General features: G+C 55.8%; 8 protein-coding genes. 3 read left to right on the top strand and 5 right to left on the bottom strand.

Features of this window, described 5'->3' with window-relative positions; genetic code table 11:
- Together H9X86_RS04205 and H9X86_RS04210 are read right to left on the bottom strand one after the other, a co-directional pair.
- Positions 1–282 (bottom strand): hypothetical protein (locus H9X86_RS04205; protein ID WP_204900330.1); only part of this gene is annotated, 282 nt, incomplete at its 3' end.
- A gap of 44 nt (positions 283–326) precedes the next feature.
- Positions 327–1,016: a response regulator transcription factor gene (locus H9X86_RS04210; RefSeq protein ID WP_204900331.1), complete on the bottom strand. Its 690-nt coding sequence runs from the start codon at positions 1,014–1,016 to the stop codon at positions 327–329.
- A gap of 210 nt (positions 1,017–1,226) precedes the next feature.
- On the opposite strand from H9X86_RS04210, the gene H9X86_RS04215 reads away from it, so the two are divergent.
- The 3 genes from H9X86_RS04215 (at position 1,227) to H9X86_RS04225 (ending at position 13,350) form a co-directional block, all read left to right on the top strand.
- Positions 1,227–5,972, top strand: a complete 4,746-nt coding sequence (locus H9X86_RS04215; protein WP_204900332.1) for an apolipoprotein A1/A4/E family protein — start codon at positions 1,227–1,229, stop codon at positions 5,970–5,972.
- A gap of 385 nt (positions 5,973–6,357) precedes the next feature.
- On the top strand, positions 6,358–7,563 hold the full coding sequence (locus H9X86_RS12865; protein ID WP_204900333.1) for a LuxR C-terminal-related transcriptional regulator: 1,206 nt from the start codon (positions 6,358–6,360) through the stop codon (positions 7,561–7,563).
- Between the two features lie 210 nt (positions 7,564–7,773).
- Entirely contained in the window at positions 7,774–13,350 is a 5,577-nt protein-coding gene (locus tag H9X86_RS04225; RefSeq protein WP_204900334.1) for an InlB B-repeat-containing protein, read from the top strand.
- Positions 13,351–13,505: 155 nt separating this feature from the next.
- Here H9X86_RS04225 and H9X86_RS04230 read toward each other — a convergent pair whose 3' ends face one another.
- Genes H9X86_RS04230 through H9X86_RS04240 form a run of 3 tightly spaced genes read right to left on the bottom strand, consistent with a single transcriptional unit; the run spans position 13,506 to position 16,205 of the window.
- A complete protein-coding gene (locus tag H9X86_RS04230; RefSeq protein ID WP_204900335.1) occupies positions 13,506–14,732 on the bottom strand; it encodes a serpin family protein in 1,227 nt (408 codons plus the stop codon).
- 19 nt (positions 14,733–14,751) lie between these two features.
- Positions 14,752–15,648 (bottom strand): hypothetical protein, encoded by an 897-nt coding sequence (locus tag H9X86_RS04235; protein WP_204900336.1) that lies wholly within the window; start codon positions 15,646–15,648, stop codon positions 14,752–14,754.
- Positions 15,645–16,205 (bottom strand): RNA polymerase sigma factor, encoded by a 561-nt coding sequence (locus H9X86_RS04240; protein WP_204900337.1) that lies wholly within the window; start codon positions 16,203–16,205, stop codon positions 15,645–15,647. The genes H9X86_RS04235 and H9X86_RS04240 overlap by 4 nt, the downstream gene beginning before the upstream one ends.
- Positions 16,206–16,248 lie beyond the last annotated feature (43 nt).

Raw genomic sequence — 16,248 nt, forward strand, 5'->3', positions numbered from 1 at the left:
CCCCACGCCCTCCTGGCAGAGTGGGAGTTCTGCCCAACTGGAAGCTGCTGTTTCCCCTGAGCCGGAACAGACCCCTGCACCGGACATCAGCCCCACGCCTCCAGCCACTTCCCAACCGGAATTGACACCCTCCCCCGCTCCCACTGCCTCCACCCAGCCTTCCATTCCACACCAGCCCACCACACCCTCAAACACCACACAGGTGGTACTGGTGGTGGCAGGCATTTTAGTATGTGCCGGGCTGGGCATCTGGGTCGCTTGGAAACGCTCATAACACTTCAAAATCTATACCGCCCCGGATTTGTCCGGGGCGGTATCTTTTGCTCTTATGGGTGGCAGCTCCCCTGGAATCGGTAGCCCTTACGCCGCACGGTCTGAATGTAGTGCATCCCAGGACACAGCTGCTCCAGCTTTTGACGCACCCGGGCCATACACACCTGTATGTTGTGCAGCCCCTGGTTGATGGGAGTTTTCCACACGCCGTTATATAATTGCTCATAGGAGAACACTTGATTGGGATTTTGGGCCAAAAAGGCCAACAAATCAAACTCCAAGGTGGTCAATGCCGCAGTCTGCGCCCCGTACCGCACCTCCCGCAGATCCAGGTCAATTTCCAGGCGGTCAAAACGGAGAACACGGTTGGGCTGCACCCGGTTATGGCCTTCAATCCGCAAACGCAGACGCAGCTCCAGCTCCACCAGGGAGTAGGGCTTGACCATGTAGTCATCTCCCCCCGCCATCAGCCCCTGTACCCGCTGGTCGGCCTTGTCATAGGCGGAGAGAAAGATGATGGGGACTTGACTGACCTCTCGCAGGCGACGACACACAGCAATGCCGTCCAGCCCCGGCATATCCACATCCAAAACCACCCCGTCCAGGGCCGCCGTGGTGGCTATTGCCAGGGCATCACTGCCATTGTCTGCCCGATACACCTGGTATCCCTTCCGTGTCAAAAATGCCTGGTTTGTGGTTTGGATATGGGGATCATCGTCCACCAGCAGCACCCGATACGGCATACACACCACCTCTTTTGCTCTATCTCTCTTGTATCATATCACAATTCTCGTCTCTCCAAAATCACAATCTTGTCACAATTTTCTAAATCACTGGAGAGCACGGGGTTCCCTGCGCTATGATACAGGTGTCAGGAGCCCTCCCACAGCATTTCAGGTGGGACATATGCTTCAACACACATGTGGTCTGAGGAAGAAAAAGGAGGATTTTTTATGAGACGACACCCCATATCATACCGATGTTTGGCTGTATTTTTGTCTCTGACGCTGGTCCTTGGCTTGCTGCCCACCACTGCCTTTGCCGCAGGACAGCCAGTGGCCAAAATTGGAGATGTCGGATATACAACCTTGGAGGCGGCAGTCAGTGATGCCCAACCTGGAGCATCCATTGTTCTGGTTGCGGATGACGACTCCCAACAGCAGATTACCATTGACAAAAATCTGTCCATTGAGCTGGACGGTCACAATTTGCCCAGTACAGCATTTCAAATCACCGCCGGCACGGTGAACATCGGCGATCAAAAAGGCACCGGCATTATCAATGGCGATCACTATGCCGGCTTTATCGCATCAGAAATCAACCGCTGCTCCAGCAGCATCTATATTACCGGCACCGCACAGGTGACTTTGAACAACCTGCGGGTAGAACAATGCGCAGAGCGTGATCTGGACAAAGCCATTTTTCTTGGGGGTTCAGCCTCCTTGACCATCAACGGCGGCAGCTATACCGGCCCACGGGAAGCGGGAGTAGATGCCATTTTTTATCATAATGACGAGACGACCTCCAGCCTCACCATCAACGACGGTTACTTTGACGCCAACTGCGGCCTCTCTGTCAATCAAACTCCAGGCTCAGGTGGAGGCACCCTGGTGATTCGAAAGGCCACCTTTGTGGGCAATGGAACGGCGTTTTGGATTCAATACGGCGGAGGTGCAGTTTCTGACGAGTCGAAGGCTCAGCAGTTTCTGGCGTCCAGTACTGGCAGTTACATTGTGGGCACATTCAATAAAGCCAACATCGTCATCGGCAGCGACCTGTTCGTCTCTGATGGATTCGACGGTGTAGAGTACGGCAACACAGATCAAAGCGCCCCCGCCCAGCTGACCCCCACTGAGAATGACCCCGTTGCCATGCTGCCCCAGATCCTGGGTGGCGATGATAGCGAATACACCTATGTCTGGAGCAAAGACGGCTCCGTCATCGAGGGCGCCACCGGCCCCAGCTACAACATCGACAACTATGACCCCGCCACTGATGACGGTATCTACTCCGTCACCGTCTCCCAGGGGGACAAAACCATAACTCTTTACTGGCAGGTGGGAACCCCCGCTCCTGAGCCTGTCTCCTATGACCTCTGGGTGGATGGCACCCAGGTCACCAGCGGGAATGCAGGGGATGTACTCAGTGATGGCACGGTGTCCTATGACTCCGCTTCCAACACCCTCACCCTGGACGGCGCAAATTTGACAAGCACCCACACTGGGAACCGTGTCGCCGCCGCCATTTTCGCCAATGACTCCATGGGCACGCTGAACATCCATGTCACTGGTGAGAACACCATCGATGTAACACAATTTGGGACAATAACGGCAGGTGTTTACGGCTTTCAAGATATTGTCTTTGAGGGCGACGGAAGCCTAAATGTAAAGGCAACGAGCCTTGGCAGCGAGGGTAACGCCGTTTATGCCCATACCGGCGATGTCACCATCAACAGCGGAACCTATACCTTTGAAGGAGACGGCACTGGTTGTTATGGCATCTTTGCCGGCTCCAATTCTGGCACCGTTTATGTAAAAGGCGGCGCACTGACCACCAGTGCAGGTGCAACCGGCTCCAATGGCGTTGCCATCGGCGGAACCCTGGATTTCAGCCAACATACGGGCTGTGAGATCAAAGCAAGCCTCAATGCCAGCGGAACGCCGGAGGTCACATATGACCCCACCCAACAAAACACCTACCACCTGTACAAATATATCGCCGTCAAACCCACAGTTGTGGTCACGCCGGAATATGACGAAAACGGCTTTCAGACCAACGGAGACGGCTACCAGCCCGCCCAACTGGTGGACGGCGTATATCAAATTGAAAACGCCGGCCAACTGTTCTGGTTTGCCCAGCAAGTCAAGGCAAGCGGAGAGGGTACGGAAATGAACGCCCAGCTGGTCAATAACATCATCATTCCAGCAGGCAGAACCTGGACCCCTATGTCCGTAGCCAAGGCATCCACTTCCGGCGTGCCGTATACCGGCACCTTTGACGGAGCAAGTCACACCATCAGCGGCCTTCAAACAATCAATCAGCACGGGGGCCTATTCAAGTCGCTGGCAGAAACCAGCGTCGTCAAAGATCTTGGCATCATCAACAGCAGCTTCACCGGCAGCTCTTCAGACTACGTCGGCTCCATCGCTGCAACCAACTACGGAACCATCCAGAACTGCTACAACACCTGTCCTGTTACCGGTCAGCTGATGTTTGTGGGCGGTATCGTGGGTGAAAACAAAGGTACCATCGAAAACTGCTATAACACCGGAGCAATCACCGTCAACGGTCAGGGCGAAGGCGGTGGCGGAATCTGCGGCACGGCCCGGGAAAATGCCGTCATTGAAAACTGCTACAACACCGGCTCCGTCTCCGGCCGTTGGGGCGTGAGCGGCATCTGTGGTTATTTCACGGCCGATACCATTCGGATCACAAATTGTCACAACACCGGAAGCCTTTCCATCATCAACAATGGCTACCCAGAGACCGTCCACGGCATCGCCTATGCCAAACCCAGCACACTGTATCAATCCGCTGTGGAGAACTGCTACTATGTTGCTGATGAGGCAAACGAAAACGGCGGCAAAACCCAGGCGCAATTCGCCTCCGGTGAGGTGACCTGGCTGCTTAACCATGAAACCAGCACAGGCGCATGGGGGCAAACCCTTGGAACAGACCAGATCCCGATTTTAGACGGTGCTGCGGTCTATGCCGGGTACGAGTTCTGCTACTCCGATAGCATCTCTTACAGCAACGATTCCACCACAGTCCACACCGAAAAGCCCGACCATGACTTTACGGTGTTGAAATACGATGCAACTTCCCATTGGTATGCCTGTGCCAACCCAGGATGTACGGAAACCAGTGGGACACAAGCCCATACAGGGGGCACGGCCACCTATTTCAACAAAGCAGTCTGCGATATCTGCCACCAGGCCTATGGCGCACTTTTGACAGATAGCACCCCTCCCACCGGAGAGATCACCATTGGCACAAACAAATTCAATCAATTTCTCAACACCATCACCTTTGGTCTGTTTTTCAACGAGAGCCAAACGGTGGAAATCACAGCTGAGGATGACAGTTACACCCATGCCGGTTACACGCAAGACGATGCGGTGACCGTTGCCTATTACCTACACACCGGCGATCATGCGCTGACTCTCGATGAACTGGAGGACGTTACATTTACCCCCTACTCCGAGACATTTTCCATAAGCCCGGATCAAAGCTATGTGGTATATGCCAAATTCACGGATCACGCCGGAAATGTGACCTACGTCAATTCCAACGGTATCGTTCTGGATGCCACTGCTCCCGCCATCACCGGCGTGACCGACGGCATTTACTACACCACCCAAAGTGCCGCTGTGGCAGATGCCAACCTCAAAGCTGTCACCGTCAACAGTGAAGCTGATGACGAGTCCGTGACCCTGACCGGCAATGTGGACCAGACCTACACCATCATGGCCGCTGACCAGGCCGGCAACACCACCACCGTAACCGTCATCATGAAGCCCATTTCCAGCCTTTCGCAGCCTGTGGAAAACCTCACCACAGAGAACGTGACCTCTTCCAACCAGCCGACGCTGGAAGCGGTGAAGGACTCTGTGGCAGATGTGGATATCAGCCATGCCACCGACGCAGAAAAAGCCGCCTTGGACCAAATTACCCAGCAATGTGATACCCTGCTGGACAAGGTAGACCAGGTGGCACAGGACATGAACAGCGTCACCGATGCCGTCAATGCGCTGGACCCCGACACCATTACCTCCGCTGACAAAGACACCGTGGAGCAGCTGCAATCCCAGCTGGAAAACCTGGTAACCAGCGGCAACCTCACCGAAGAGGAAAAGGGCAAACTGCAAGAGACAGAAGAAATCCTCACTGCTGTGCAAGATCAGCTGGCGCAATCCCAGGAAGCCGCCACCACAGAAAACCTTGAGAAGGCGGAGGGGATTGCCCCTGATGTTGTGACGCTGGAAGACAAAGACGACCTGACCTCCGCCAAAGAGGATTTGGAACACGCCCTGGAGAACTTTGGCGGAAACTACACCCAGGAAGAAACCGACGCATTGAAAGAAAAATTGGATCAGATCAACCAGGCACTGGATCGCATCGAGCAGGTGGAAGCTGTGCAGTCTGCCATTGCCGCCCTGCCGGACAGCGCAGAGCCGGACGACATGGACCTACAAGAAAACATCCAGGCAGCCAAGGACTTGTATGATGCCCTGACAGGCCACCAAAAGTCGTTGGTATCTGAAGGTCTGAAAAGCAAGCTGGAACGGTTGCAGAGCGACGTTCTGGACTATCGGATCATTCAAGGCAATGGCAGCCAGTGGACTCGTGGTACGGATGACACCATCATCATGACTGCCAACGGGCCTGTGGAAAAGTTCATTGGCCTCCAGGTGGACGGGAAAGATGTGGCCTCCCAGTGCTACACAGTAGTTTCGGGCAGCACCATCGTTACCCTCAAGCCCCAGTACCTCAACACCCTGTCCATAGGCAAGCACACCCTTACGGTCAAATATACCGATGGTCAGGCCCAGGGCATGTTCGAGATTTTGGAGCAAACCACTTCCCCGGAGACCGGAGATCACAGCCAAGTGACCCTTTGGGTGGCTTGTTTGCTGGCGGCAGCCTTTGGACTGGCCGGAATCATGGGGTACACCGAAAAGAAAAAGCATATCCAATGATTTGATGCAACGCAGGGCGCATGGTCTTTGTCTGCTGCCCTAACGAGCGTTTCGTCTAGGACGGAGTATTCTGGAATCGGGTATGCACCCAACGGGGGAGACAGATTGTGCTGTCTCCCCCCTTTTTTTTACTGTGTCATCCACGGTTCCCTTTACTTTTTTACTTGTGTACTTTCCCATTACCGTCTATAAGAAAGAAGCATACGTCAAGTCCGCTCATACCGATTTTCCCCGTCTGGCAGGAGCACCACCACCAGGTATATCCAGCATGAAGCTGCCGGGTATTCCAATAAGTCTGTTTGCAATCCGCATTCTTATCGTGCAAATTTAGAAAGACTGGTGTATAATAAGGGAAAACAGGCAGCTTCTGGCAAGGAGGTGCGCAATGAAAGGCTATCTATCCATTCGAGAAACTGCGAAAAAATGGGGCGTGTCGGAGCGCCGCATCCATCAATATTGTGCCCAGGGGCGCATCCCCGGTGCAGAGCGGTTTGGTGGCTCCTGGGCCATCCCGGAACATGCCAAGAAACCCGCAGACCCCAGAAGGGGAAGCAAACAGGTCCCTTCCCCAGAGCCGAAAAAGAACGGATCGCAGCAGTTTCCCGGCCTGATGCCCCTGATGAACACACCGTTTGAGCCAGGACACTGCATGGAGAGCATTCAACGTATGAAAGCCGGCCCTCAAAAGGACATCGCCTGGGCAGAGTATCACTATTTCAGCGGACAGGCGGAAAAGGCCATGCAGGAGACAGAACGGTATCTGGCCACAGAGGATCCGGCCATCCGGCTTTCGGCCTGCTGGATCTTTGCCTATTCCTGCCTGACCATAGGTCGGATCGACCACGCCCGAAACGCTTTGAACGGAATCAAACGAACACTGGCTGGTGGTGGGCAAAGCGCCCCGCCGATGCGTGCCATGGAAGCCTTTGTGGCGTTTGCAGCAGCGGTGCTGCTGCATCTGCCTTTGCCGGAGGAAATGCCGCCTGCGGGGGAATTTTTGCCGCTGCTGCCGTCGGGACTGCGGGCCTTTGCGCTGTATGTGCAGGCCCACTATCTCTACCTGAAAGGGGAATACGGGCAAAGCGCAGGGATGGTGGAGGCCACCCTTGCCATGGGCGCCGAAGCCTACCCCATCCCCGCCATCTACCTCCACCTGGTGGCGGTGATGGACTACATGAGCATGAAACAGACCCAGCAGGCACAAGCCCATCTGCTGACTGCTTGGGAACTGGCCCGTCCCGATGACTTGATTGAAGGATTCGGAGAACACCATGGCCTGTTGGGCGGTATGCTGGAGGCCGTCATCAAGCCCAACTGGCCGGAGGACTTCAAGCGAATCATTGACATCACTTACCGCTTCTCTTCCGGCTGGCGTAGAGTACACAACCCCATCACGGGTCACGATGTGGCAGACGATTTGACCACCACGGAGTTTGCCATCGCTATGCTGGCCGCCCGGGGCTGGACCAACCTGGAAATCTCAAAACACCTGAATATATCCACAAACACGGTAAAAAGTCACCTGTCTGAGGCAATGAAAAAGCTGAGGGTGGAAAACCGACGAGACCTGAAACAGTATATGCTGCACTAGCTGCACCAGAGGGGATGCCCGGGGCTTCGGCCCCGGGCATCCCCCATTTCAGGGGGCAAAACGGGTAATAGGCACAGATATATATATTTGTTACAATAAAGGCGTAACATTCCGGGAAAATCCACAGATTTCCCCACAGACAGTTCCAAAAGGGAGAGACTTTCAGGCCCAATCAGACAGGTCTAGACCATGAAGTAAGGAGGAATCGGTATGAAAAAACGAATCTTAAGTCTGCTGTGTGCATTTGTGCTTCTCATTGGACTTCTGCCCTCGCAGGCGCTGGCCTATGTGGGGGCGATCCGTACCACGGAAGAAGAAAGCGCCGCAGTCACAACCAGCCGGATCACCTACGGCGGTGTGCAGTATCTGGTACTGCAAAACGACTATATCACCTTTGCCGTGCAGACCACCGGCAGCGGCTCTGTGCTGCGCAGTTACACCGTACCCACGGCACAGCTAAACAGCAACAACGACATTTTTCGCTTCCCGGCAGAGACCAACCGGTTCTATCTGGGCAGTCAAGAAGGTTTCCAAAACGCCGGGCAGCTGCAAATCAAGAGCATTTCCGGCCAAGTGGAGAACCTGGAGGGTGAAAATCGGAAAATGCTCTATGTGTCCCTTACCTTCACTGATTCTCGCTTGGACGCCGTCATGAACTTCTGGCTGGACCGAGTGAACAAAGGCACAGACACCGGGACTTCTGACATCCAACCGGCCATTTACAAAGACCTGAGTGAAGCGGGAAATCACTGGTCAGTGGTCTCTTCCACTTCCTTCCGCATGACCAGTATCGATACTTCTGTTCAGGCTGTGGGCTACCCCCATCACGTCAAGGAGTATCCCCTGGCCTCTATGGGACACCGAAATGTGTCGGCAACAGCCCCTCTGATGCTGAGTGTAGCGGAGGAAATGTGGGGGGATGATCCTTGGCTGACTCACCAGCAGACGAATTTTTACCCACAGAATATTACGGCTGGACTGGGATATTCCCCAACATACAACCGGGTGGAGTACGAGGTTCCTGTGGAAGGAGTAACTTGGACGAGGACAAAGGCGATATCTACCTATTACACAGAGGTCTACACGAACAACTATCTGGCAGCAAATCCCTTTGTGGGGCTTTCTTCCTTTAACAATGACGCTCTAGACGCAGCCAACAGCCACGGTGTAGAGGGGCATCACTGGTTTCTGCCGGACTATGTTTCCAGTGATGGGAGAACCGTGACCACCTACTCCCCCGGCGAACGCCTTTGGAATGTGGATTTCCAGCACGTTCAAAACGTGTACTCCCTCTGGGGATTCCGGGACCTCTACGCCAAGGGTGACGCAGAGGCCCCCACCCAGCCGGACAAGGTGGAAGTGGAGCTCAACGCCGACAAGCTGGCCATACTACGTTCCAGTACCGGCGCACTGACGGTTCAACCCTATGACAGCGATCAGGGGTTGTCCGCAGTCAAAGCCTTGTACCCCAACTATACCCACGTTGCCACCCTGCGTGGCAACTATAAAACCACCAGCAAGGTTGATTACAACAGCAATCCCTTTGCAGGGCTATTTAACTGGGGAAACGGTTATACCGGTGGAAACACAACCTATACGTATGAATTTACGGACGGAGCGGCGGCGCTGTCTCCCACCGTGACAGCCACCTGGGGCGACGGCGGCTCCTTCTCCATCACATCCGACGGCAAGATCACCCACAGCGGACTGAGCCTCAGCGCTCCCACCTTCAAGTTCTATGCCCCCAAAAACGGCGGTGGGCTGACGCTGGGCTTCGACGCCAACGGCGTGACCATGGATTTTGAACCGGAGAAAAATGGCGCCATCTTTGCCCTGGACATCCCCCATGCCACCAGCCTGGTGGAAATGGGCTATGCAGACATGGACGGCAACCTGCGCTTCACCGGCACGATGGCCATTTCCACCCTCTTTGACGGCGCCGCCTTTGACATGGAGGAGCTGGGCTATGGGCTGAAAAACGGCAGCTTCACCGTAAACGGTGTGCGGGCCACCGGCAGCTTTGACACCGCCAAGCTGATTGGGCTGGATTTGGCAGAGGTGGAAGGCTCCATCAACACCTTTTCCGGTGAGGAAAGCTACGGATTTGATGTCAGTCTGGACCTGTTCTCCCTGGTGAAGGCCAAGGCAGAACTGGAACTCAAGCGTTTGAAGTCCAACGGCGCACTCATCCCCGACGACCTGTATCTCTATGTGGGCGGCAGCGCATTGCCGGTGCTGACCGTGGTGCCCACCATCCCCGTGGCGCAGATCACCGGCGGCGGCCTGGGATTCTACAATCTGGCAGACACCATCAACGGCAACTACTATGCCATTCCTCCCATCACCCTTCGGGGCACTGTGAAAGGCAAATACGTGCAGCTGTTCACCGGTACCACCGATACGGTGATTGGCCCCGGCGCCTTTGAGTTTACCGCCTCCGACATCAAAATTGCAGGCATGGAAAGTCTGCGCATCATTGAGGAAGCCGGGTTGGGGCTGTACATTGGGGGCCAGCGGGTCAACTATAACGGCACGGAATATTCCGGCATGAGATTCGCCGGTAAAGCGAATCTGGAGGCCGGACTGCCATCGGTGAGCGAGAATTGGCTCAAACTGGATGCTGGCGTGGCCGTGGGCCTGTTCGGCGGCTTAAACAATGCGAATACCCAGCTCTATGTCCAGGCCAGCGGCAACAGCCACATCAACGCAGAGCTTCAATTCCCCGATGATTGGGCCATCATCGGCGGTATGAATTTGCTGGGTGCAGGCGTGGACATCGTGGTGGGCGGCCAGACGGTCATTCCCGTCAGCGGCAGCATTGGCAACGGCTTCAGCGGCGCATTCAACAACATGAAGCTGTATCTGGGCGCCATGGGCCAGGCCTCCCTGCTGGGCTGCAACGCCCGGGTCTGGGTGATCCTGCCCAAGAGCGCAGCGACGGGGGACTGGTGGGACTTCACCTTTAAGGTTTGGAAGTCTCTGCCCGCATGGAGCTGGGATGGCAAGATCCAAGGGCTTCGCACCACATCCCAACGAAGCGCACCTGCATCGCGGTTGCTGTCTGCATCGGCAAGCACCAGCCAGACCGTCAACGTAAATGTGACCAATGAAACGGATAGCGCCTATCTGGTGCTGGCCTTTGACTCCTCGATTACAGAAGCACAGCTGAAGGAACATCTCAGGGTGACCGATCCCAGCGGCAGACAGGTAAACTTGGTATGGCTTGCCACCGATGCGGATGGGAATATCACCAATGCCGACACAGCCAATGTCTCCAGCGGCGTGGTTGCCCGCTCGGACGGAACCGGAAACGACCATGTTGCCCTGATTTATCTGGGGAAGGGAACCAGCTTCAACGGCGATTACACCATTACCACCCTGGACGCCGCCTCTGGGCAATCCTTGTTTGCGGCCAGCGTCAATAAGGTCACCACCCTCAACAGCACGGATCTCTCCTTTACCGCGCAGGCTGCCGCCATCAACGTGGAGCCGGATGAACTTGGCCCGGTCAGCTTCAGCGGCAACACCGTCACCGGCAGCGTTGCCAACCCCGAGGCCGGTGTGACCTATGTGGTGCGCACCTATTTGTCCAGCGACCCAGACAGCGCGGACTATCTGGTGGATGAGCAGGTGCTGGACGACACCACCAGCTTCAGCATTCCCGTTCCCGCCACCGGCACCGCAGCTCCCAGCGGCAGCTACTATGTCACAACCTACCTGATGCGCCAGGAGACGGGGGACTTTGACGGCGACGGCACCGTTGAGGCGGATGAAGTGGCTCTGCTGGGCATCGGCAACGCCAGTTCGGAGAGCCGGATGACCTACACCAACTCCATGCAGCCCGGCCAGGTGCAGACCGTAACCCTCACTGCCACCGGCAACGAGACCATGCAGGCCTCCTGGAGCCAGGTTGACGATGCCGACGGCTACCGGATCACCATTTACCATGCCGATGGTACAGACACCGGCATGGGCTATGAGTACGATGTGTCTCAGTTCTCCGGCCAGAGCCAGATGCCTGGTTTGAACCTGAAAAACGGCACCTTCTCCATTGGCATGGCCATGACTGCCGGCGGAGCCACCGCTCAGGATGGAACTCCCATCACCCTGGATGCCGGGAAAGAGTACATCGTCGGTGTCACCGCCTACCGCAGCGAGACCATCGGAGAGCAGGACACCAAATACTATGGTGCAGAGCAGCAGTCCAGCGCTGCCCTGTTGCCGGAATACACTCCCATGGAGATGACGATTCGACTCAATGGCAAGGACTTAACTGCGGATGAAAACGGCATTTATCACGCCACTTCCGCCGAAACAGGCAACAGCCTGACGGTAGAGGCACCGGAGAGCGGCAACGCCACCTTCACCGTGACTCGGCTGGACACCGGCGCAGAGTTGCAGGAAGTCGCATTCGGGGAATTTTCCATTCCCGATGTGGACGGTACCCTGATGCTGTCGGTTACGGGCAGCGTCACCAACGGCACTGTCACCGACACCACCACCCGCTATGTGCTGGTCTCCCATGACAGCACGGCCCCGGTCATCACCCTGGACGAAGAAGTGTTCTATGCCGATCCCAGCACCCGCACCTATACCATTACCGGTGTCACCGATCCCGGTGCAACGGTACTTATGGCAGGGGACACCGATGAGTGGGGAGAAGCCACTGTCATCACCGCCACAGCGGCGGAGGACGGTACCTTCTCTCTCAGCGGCACCTTGACCTCGGGAGATACCATGTCCCGAATCGTCAGTGTAACTGATCAGGCGGGCAACGAGACAACCACCTCGGCCACGATTACCCTTCTCACAGAGTACACGGTACACTTTGATGCCAACGGCGGCAGCGGAACCATGCCGGATGACACCGCATCCATCGGTACCAGCTACACCCTCCCCGTCTGCACATTTACCCCGCCCCAGGGCAAACAGTTTAAGGCTTGGAGTGCAGACCCTGATTCCACCACGGAATACGCCCCTGGCGATTCCGTCGTACTGGATGGGGACACCACCTTCTACGCCCTCTGGGAGGATGCCCCCCACACCCACAGCGGCGCACTGCACACCGGATATGCTGCCACCTGCGATGCACCTGGCGAAAAGGACTACTATACCTGTTCCTGCAACAAATTCTTTGAAGATGCTGCCTGCACCAAGGAAATCACAGACCTGGAAACTTGGAAGGTCATCCCTGCCACCGGACACAAACTCACCCAGACCGGAGCCATCGCTCCCACCTGTACCCAGGAAGGTTATTCCGGCGACGAAGCGTGTACAGTATGCCATCAAGTGATTACCCCGGGTAAGTCCCTGGAAAAGCTGCCCCACGATTACAAAGGCGGTACATGCACCATGTGCGGCGCTCTCGACTCCGCATTTAAGCCCGTGATTACCGCCGGTGCAAATGGCACTTGGCACAAAGGCAGCAAGGACGGGCTTTCCATCACCTCCAACGCAGCTTTTGACGACTTCATAAAAGTACAGGTGGACGGCAAAGACCTGGATCCCTCCCACTACACTGTCAAGGAAGGAAGCACCATTGTCACCTTGAAGACCTCCTACCTGGACACCCTGTCTCTGGGCACGCACACCCTGTCCATTGTTTCCAAAACCGGCACGGCCACTACGACGTTTACCATCCTGAACCCGGACGGTAACCCCCAGATTCCTCCCACCGGTGACCGAAACCATATCGCTCTATGGATGGGGCTGTTGGCCACTTGCGGAATTCTCCTGACTGCTGGGTTGTGGTACAACAGAAAGCGGAAATCCAACAAGCACCAGTAACGTGTGGGTCAGAGAGTATCAAGAATGTAACTCCATAACGAAAAACGAGAGGTTGTCCCTTTGAAGGGACAACCTCTCATTTTTGAGCCTGTTTTTTGCCAGATTCAGCATTCCAAAGATGTCGGGCGCACTTCTCCCGTTCCACTTTGGACTTTTTATTTGACCTGGAGCATTGTTCCCAGGAACAGGGGCATCTGGTGTTCCAGATCCACCAGCAGATAGACAAAGGGCCGATCCAACGTAATTTCTACGAACTTGTCCATGGCCAGGGCAGACTCTCCATTGACCTCCACCGCCGTGGCAGCTCCTGCCCGTGTGCCCTGTTCGGCCACTGAGATGTAGGTCTTGTGGAGCACCCGGTTAATGAAGATGTTCCCTTGAGCACTGCCCAATCCTGATAAATCCGCCTGAGCCCCGTCAAAGGCTAAGGTCATCCCCATGTTCTCCAGCGCCTGAGTCAGCTTCACATCGGAGCCGGATTCAAATTTGGGCATGGTGGCCATTACGGGCGTGTTCCTTGCCTGCCCCAGCAGCTCACGCAGATGCGCCCCGGTGAGGGTGTTGACATACTCCTCCACCGCCATCCCTTCCTTGGGCAACAGGGCCACAAAGGCATACTTGCCTCCCGCATAGGGCTTGGCAAATCCCGTGGCCCACTGGTCCTGTAACCATATATGCTCCACGCTGTGCATCATGTCCACCGGCTGAGGCTGCCCGGTGTGGGTGGTGAAGGTTCCTTCCCCTACGTCCGCCTGGGTATAGGCACTCTCCCACTGAGCCTCAAAGGCCAGGGCATTGACCAGGTACATCACAGCATCCTCTGGAATTTCATCCAGAATTTCCTCAATCATGCCGTGGGTTTCCTCCTTCACCCAGCGGTTGATGTCCTTGACCGTGGATTGGTCAAAGGGAGCCTCATACACCCCAACTCCATAGTAATTGGCGTTGGTCTGGAGAAAATCCCGGTTGACGGTAAAGGAATCCTGCTGGGTAAACCAGATGGAGTTGGCCAAATGCAGCGCATCATCTTCCCCGCTCATCCATGTGTGCACGGCCTGGTTGAGCCGCTGCACCGGCGCTCCCAAGGTGTTCTCCATCTGCGTCAGTGTCTCCCCTTTGGCTCCATTGGCGGTCATGGATAGGGCACACAGCACCGATAAGGGGGAAATCAATGTGTTTTCTCCCTCTTCCATGGTATTTTGCATAAGTCTCACCCCGAAGTCTGCCAAATGGCTCCACTCGTCTTCCGTCGTTACCGTGGTTGTCAGTGGCTGGGGCTTCACCCTCTCCATCTGATCGGTGATCTTTGGAGCAGAACAGCCACTCATGACCAGACAGCAGGCAGCCAACACACTGGCTGCCACACGGTTCTTCCGTTTCATATGGTCCTCCTCCTCCCTGTCATTTCTTCCACTGGGCAATGGACGTCCAGTCCAGCTGCCAACACACCTGCTCCAGCCCAGCTACCTTCACATAGCCTCCATGGTAGAGCATCAGGTGCACCACCACGCCGTCTTCCTTTTTCAAGTAGAGATGACCTCGGGCATCCGCCCACGTCACATTTGCCTCATCTGCGGACACAGCAGGGGTGTGACACATCTCCCCCACCCAGGCATTGAGTTCATCCAGATGGGCGATGGAAGTTCCGCCCTGCATGGTGGTCCCTTGTATCGTTGCTCCGGTCACTTGGTTTGGCAGGTGAAACACCGTCTCCAGCACATCACTTCCCGTGTTCACCGTGATGTCATTGCAGTTCCAATACAGGGTGACGGCGCCGTCCTCCCCCGTCATACACAGCAGATGGGCTGGGTCATAGCCGTTGACGGCGTAAAAATCGCCCCATGCGCTGCCGCTGCCCTCCACATAGCCGCTCCCAGGTGTCCACTCGTCGATGCGGCCGTCCGAGCTTCCCAATTTCTCCCCCACCAAGTGGGAGCCATTTTGGATCCAGCTGCACTCCACGTAGCTGCGGCCCCGGTAGATGAAAAAGCCCACCATATCCGCCTCCACAGCTGCATCTGCCCCAACGTCCACCTCCAGCGGCGGCACATACACCCCCGCACTTCCGTTTTCCATTTCGATTTGGTTGGACTCCTCTTGGTTGGACAATCCTTTGGACGGAGTCAGACTGCGCCAGGGCTGTGCCACCACAGTCCCTGCCATCACCAGACACAGACAGGCTGCCAAAGGTACCAGCACCCGCCAACGCTTATTTCTCCGCTGGCGCACACACTGTGTCTCGTACAGCAGCTCCTCGTCCACCTGTTCCAGGGCATCTAAGATCTGTTCCCCTCTCATAGGTCAAATCCCTCCTGTCTCAAATAGTCCCGCAGGTTCAGTCTGACACGGTATAGGGTGCTCTTACACTTGCTTTCACTGACCCCGCAATACCGTGCTACCTCTTTGAGGGAGTCAAAATAATAGTACCGACCCAGAAACATGGTCCGGGCCTGGGGTTTCAACGTGCGGAGAAACCCACTGATGGCCTGAGCCAGCAACTGACTGTCCAGCACATGCTGTGGATCCTGCTGGGTTCCACAGCACTCTTCCAGTTCCTCCAGGCACAGAGCATAGGCGTCCCCCTGCCGCTTCTGGCTGGCATGGTGACGGTATCGGTCTATGGCCCCGTGGCGGGTGAGCCGTCCCAGATAGATGGATAGCTTGCTGGGTCGCTGGGGCGGCATGGACTGCCACGCCTTGAAATAGGTGTCGTTGACCACCTCCTGGCTATCCTCCACATCATGCAAAATATTATAGGCAATTTTGCTCAGATAGGGGTGGTATTTTCGCTGACTCTGGGCAATGGCCTCCTGATCCCGCCGCCAAAACAACTCTACAATTTGTCCGTCTTCCATGGGGTGCACCTCCCTTTGACTCCCTCACCCTATATCCCGAAAA

The organism is Pseudoflavonifractor capillosus (assembly GCF_016902575.1).
Lineage (GTDB): Bacteria > Bacillota > Clostridia > Oscillospirales > Oscillospiraceae > Enterenecus > Enterenecus capillosus_A.

Excerpts from the sequence above, each read along its gene's own strand:
- H9X86_RS04210 (WP_204900331.1), bottom strand. The coding sequence starts at position 1,016 with ATGCCGTATCGGGTGCTGCTGGTGGACGATGATCCCCATATCCAAACC.
- H9X86_RS04215 (WP_204900332.1), top strand. The coding sequence starts at position 1,227 with ATGAGACGACACCCCATATCATACCGATGTTTGGCTGTATTTTTGTCT.
- H9X86_RS12865 (WP_204900333.1), top strand. The coding sequence starts at position 6,358 with ATGAAAGGCTATCTATCCATTCGAGAAACTGCGAAAAAATGGGGCGTG.
- H9X86_RS04225 (WP_204900334.1), top strand. The coding sequence starts at position 7,774 with ATGAAAAAACGAATCTTAAGTCTGCTGTGTGCATTTGTGCTTCTCATT.
- H9X86_RS04230 (WP_204900335.1), bottom strand. The coding sequence starts at position 14,732 with ATGAAACGGAAGAACCGTGTGGCAGCCAGTGTGTTGGCTGCCTGCTGT.
- H9X86_RS04235 (WP_204900336.1), bottom strand. The coding sequence starts at position 15,648 with ATGAGAGGGGAACAGATCTTAGATGCCCTGGAACAGGTGGACGAGGAG.
- H9X86_RS04240 (WP_204900337.1), bottom strand. The coding sequence starts at position 16,205 with ATGGAAGACGGACAAATTGTAGAGTTGTTTTGGCGGCGGGATCAGGAG.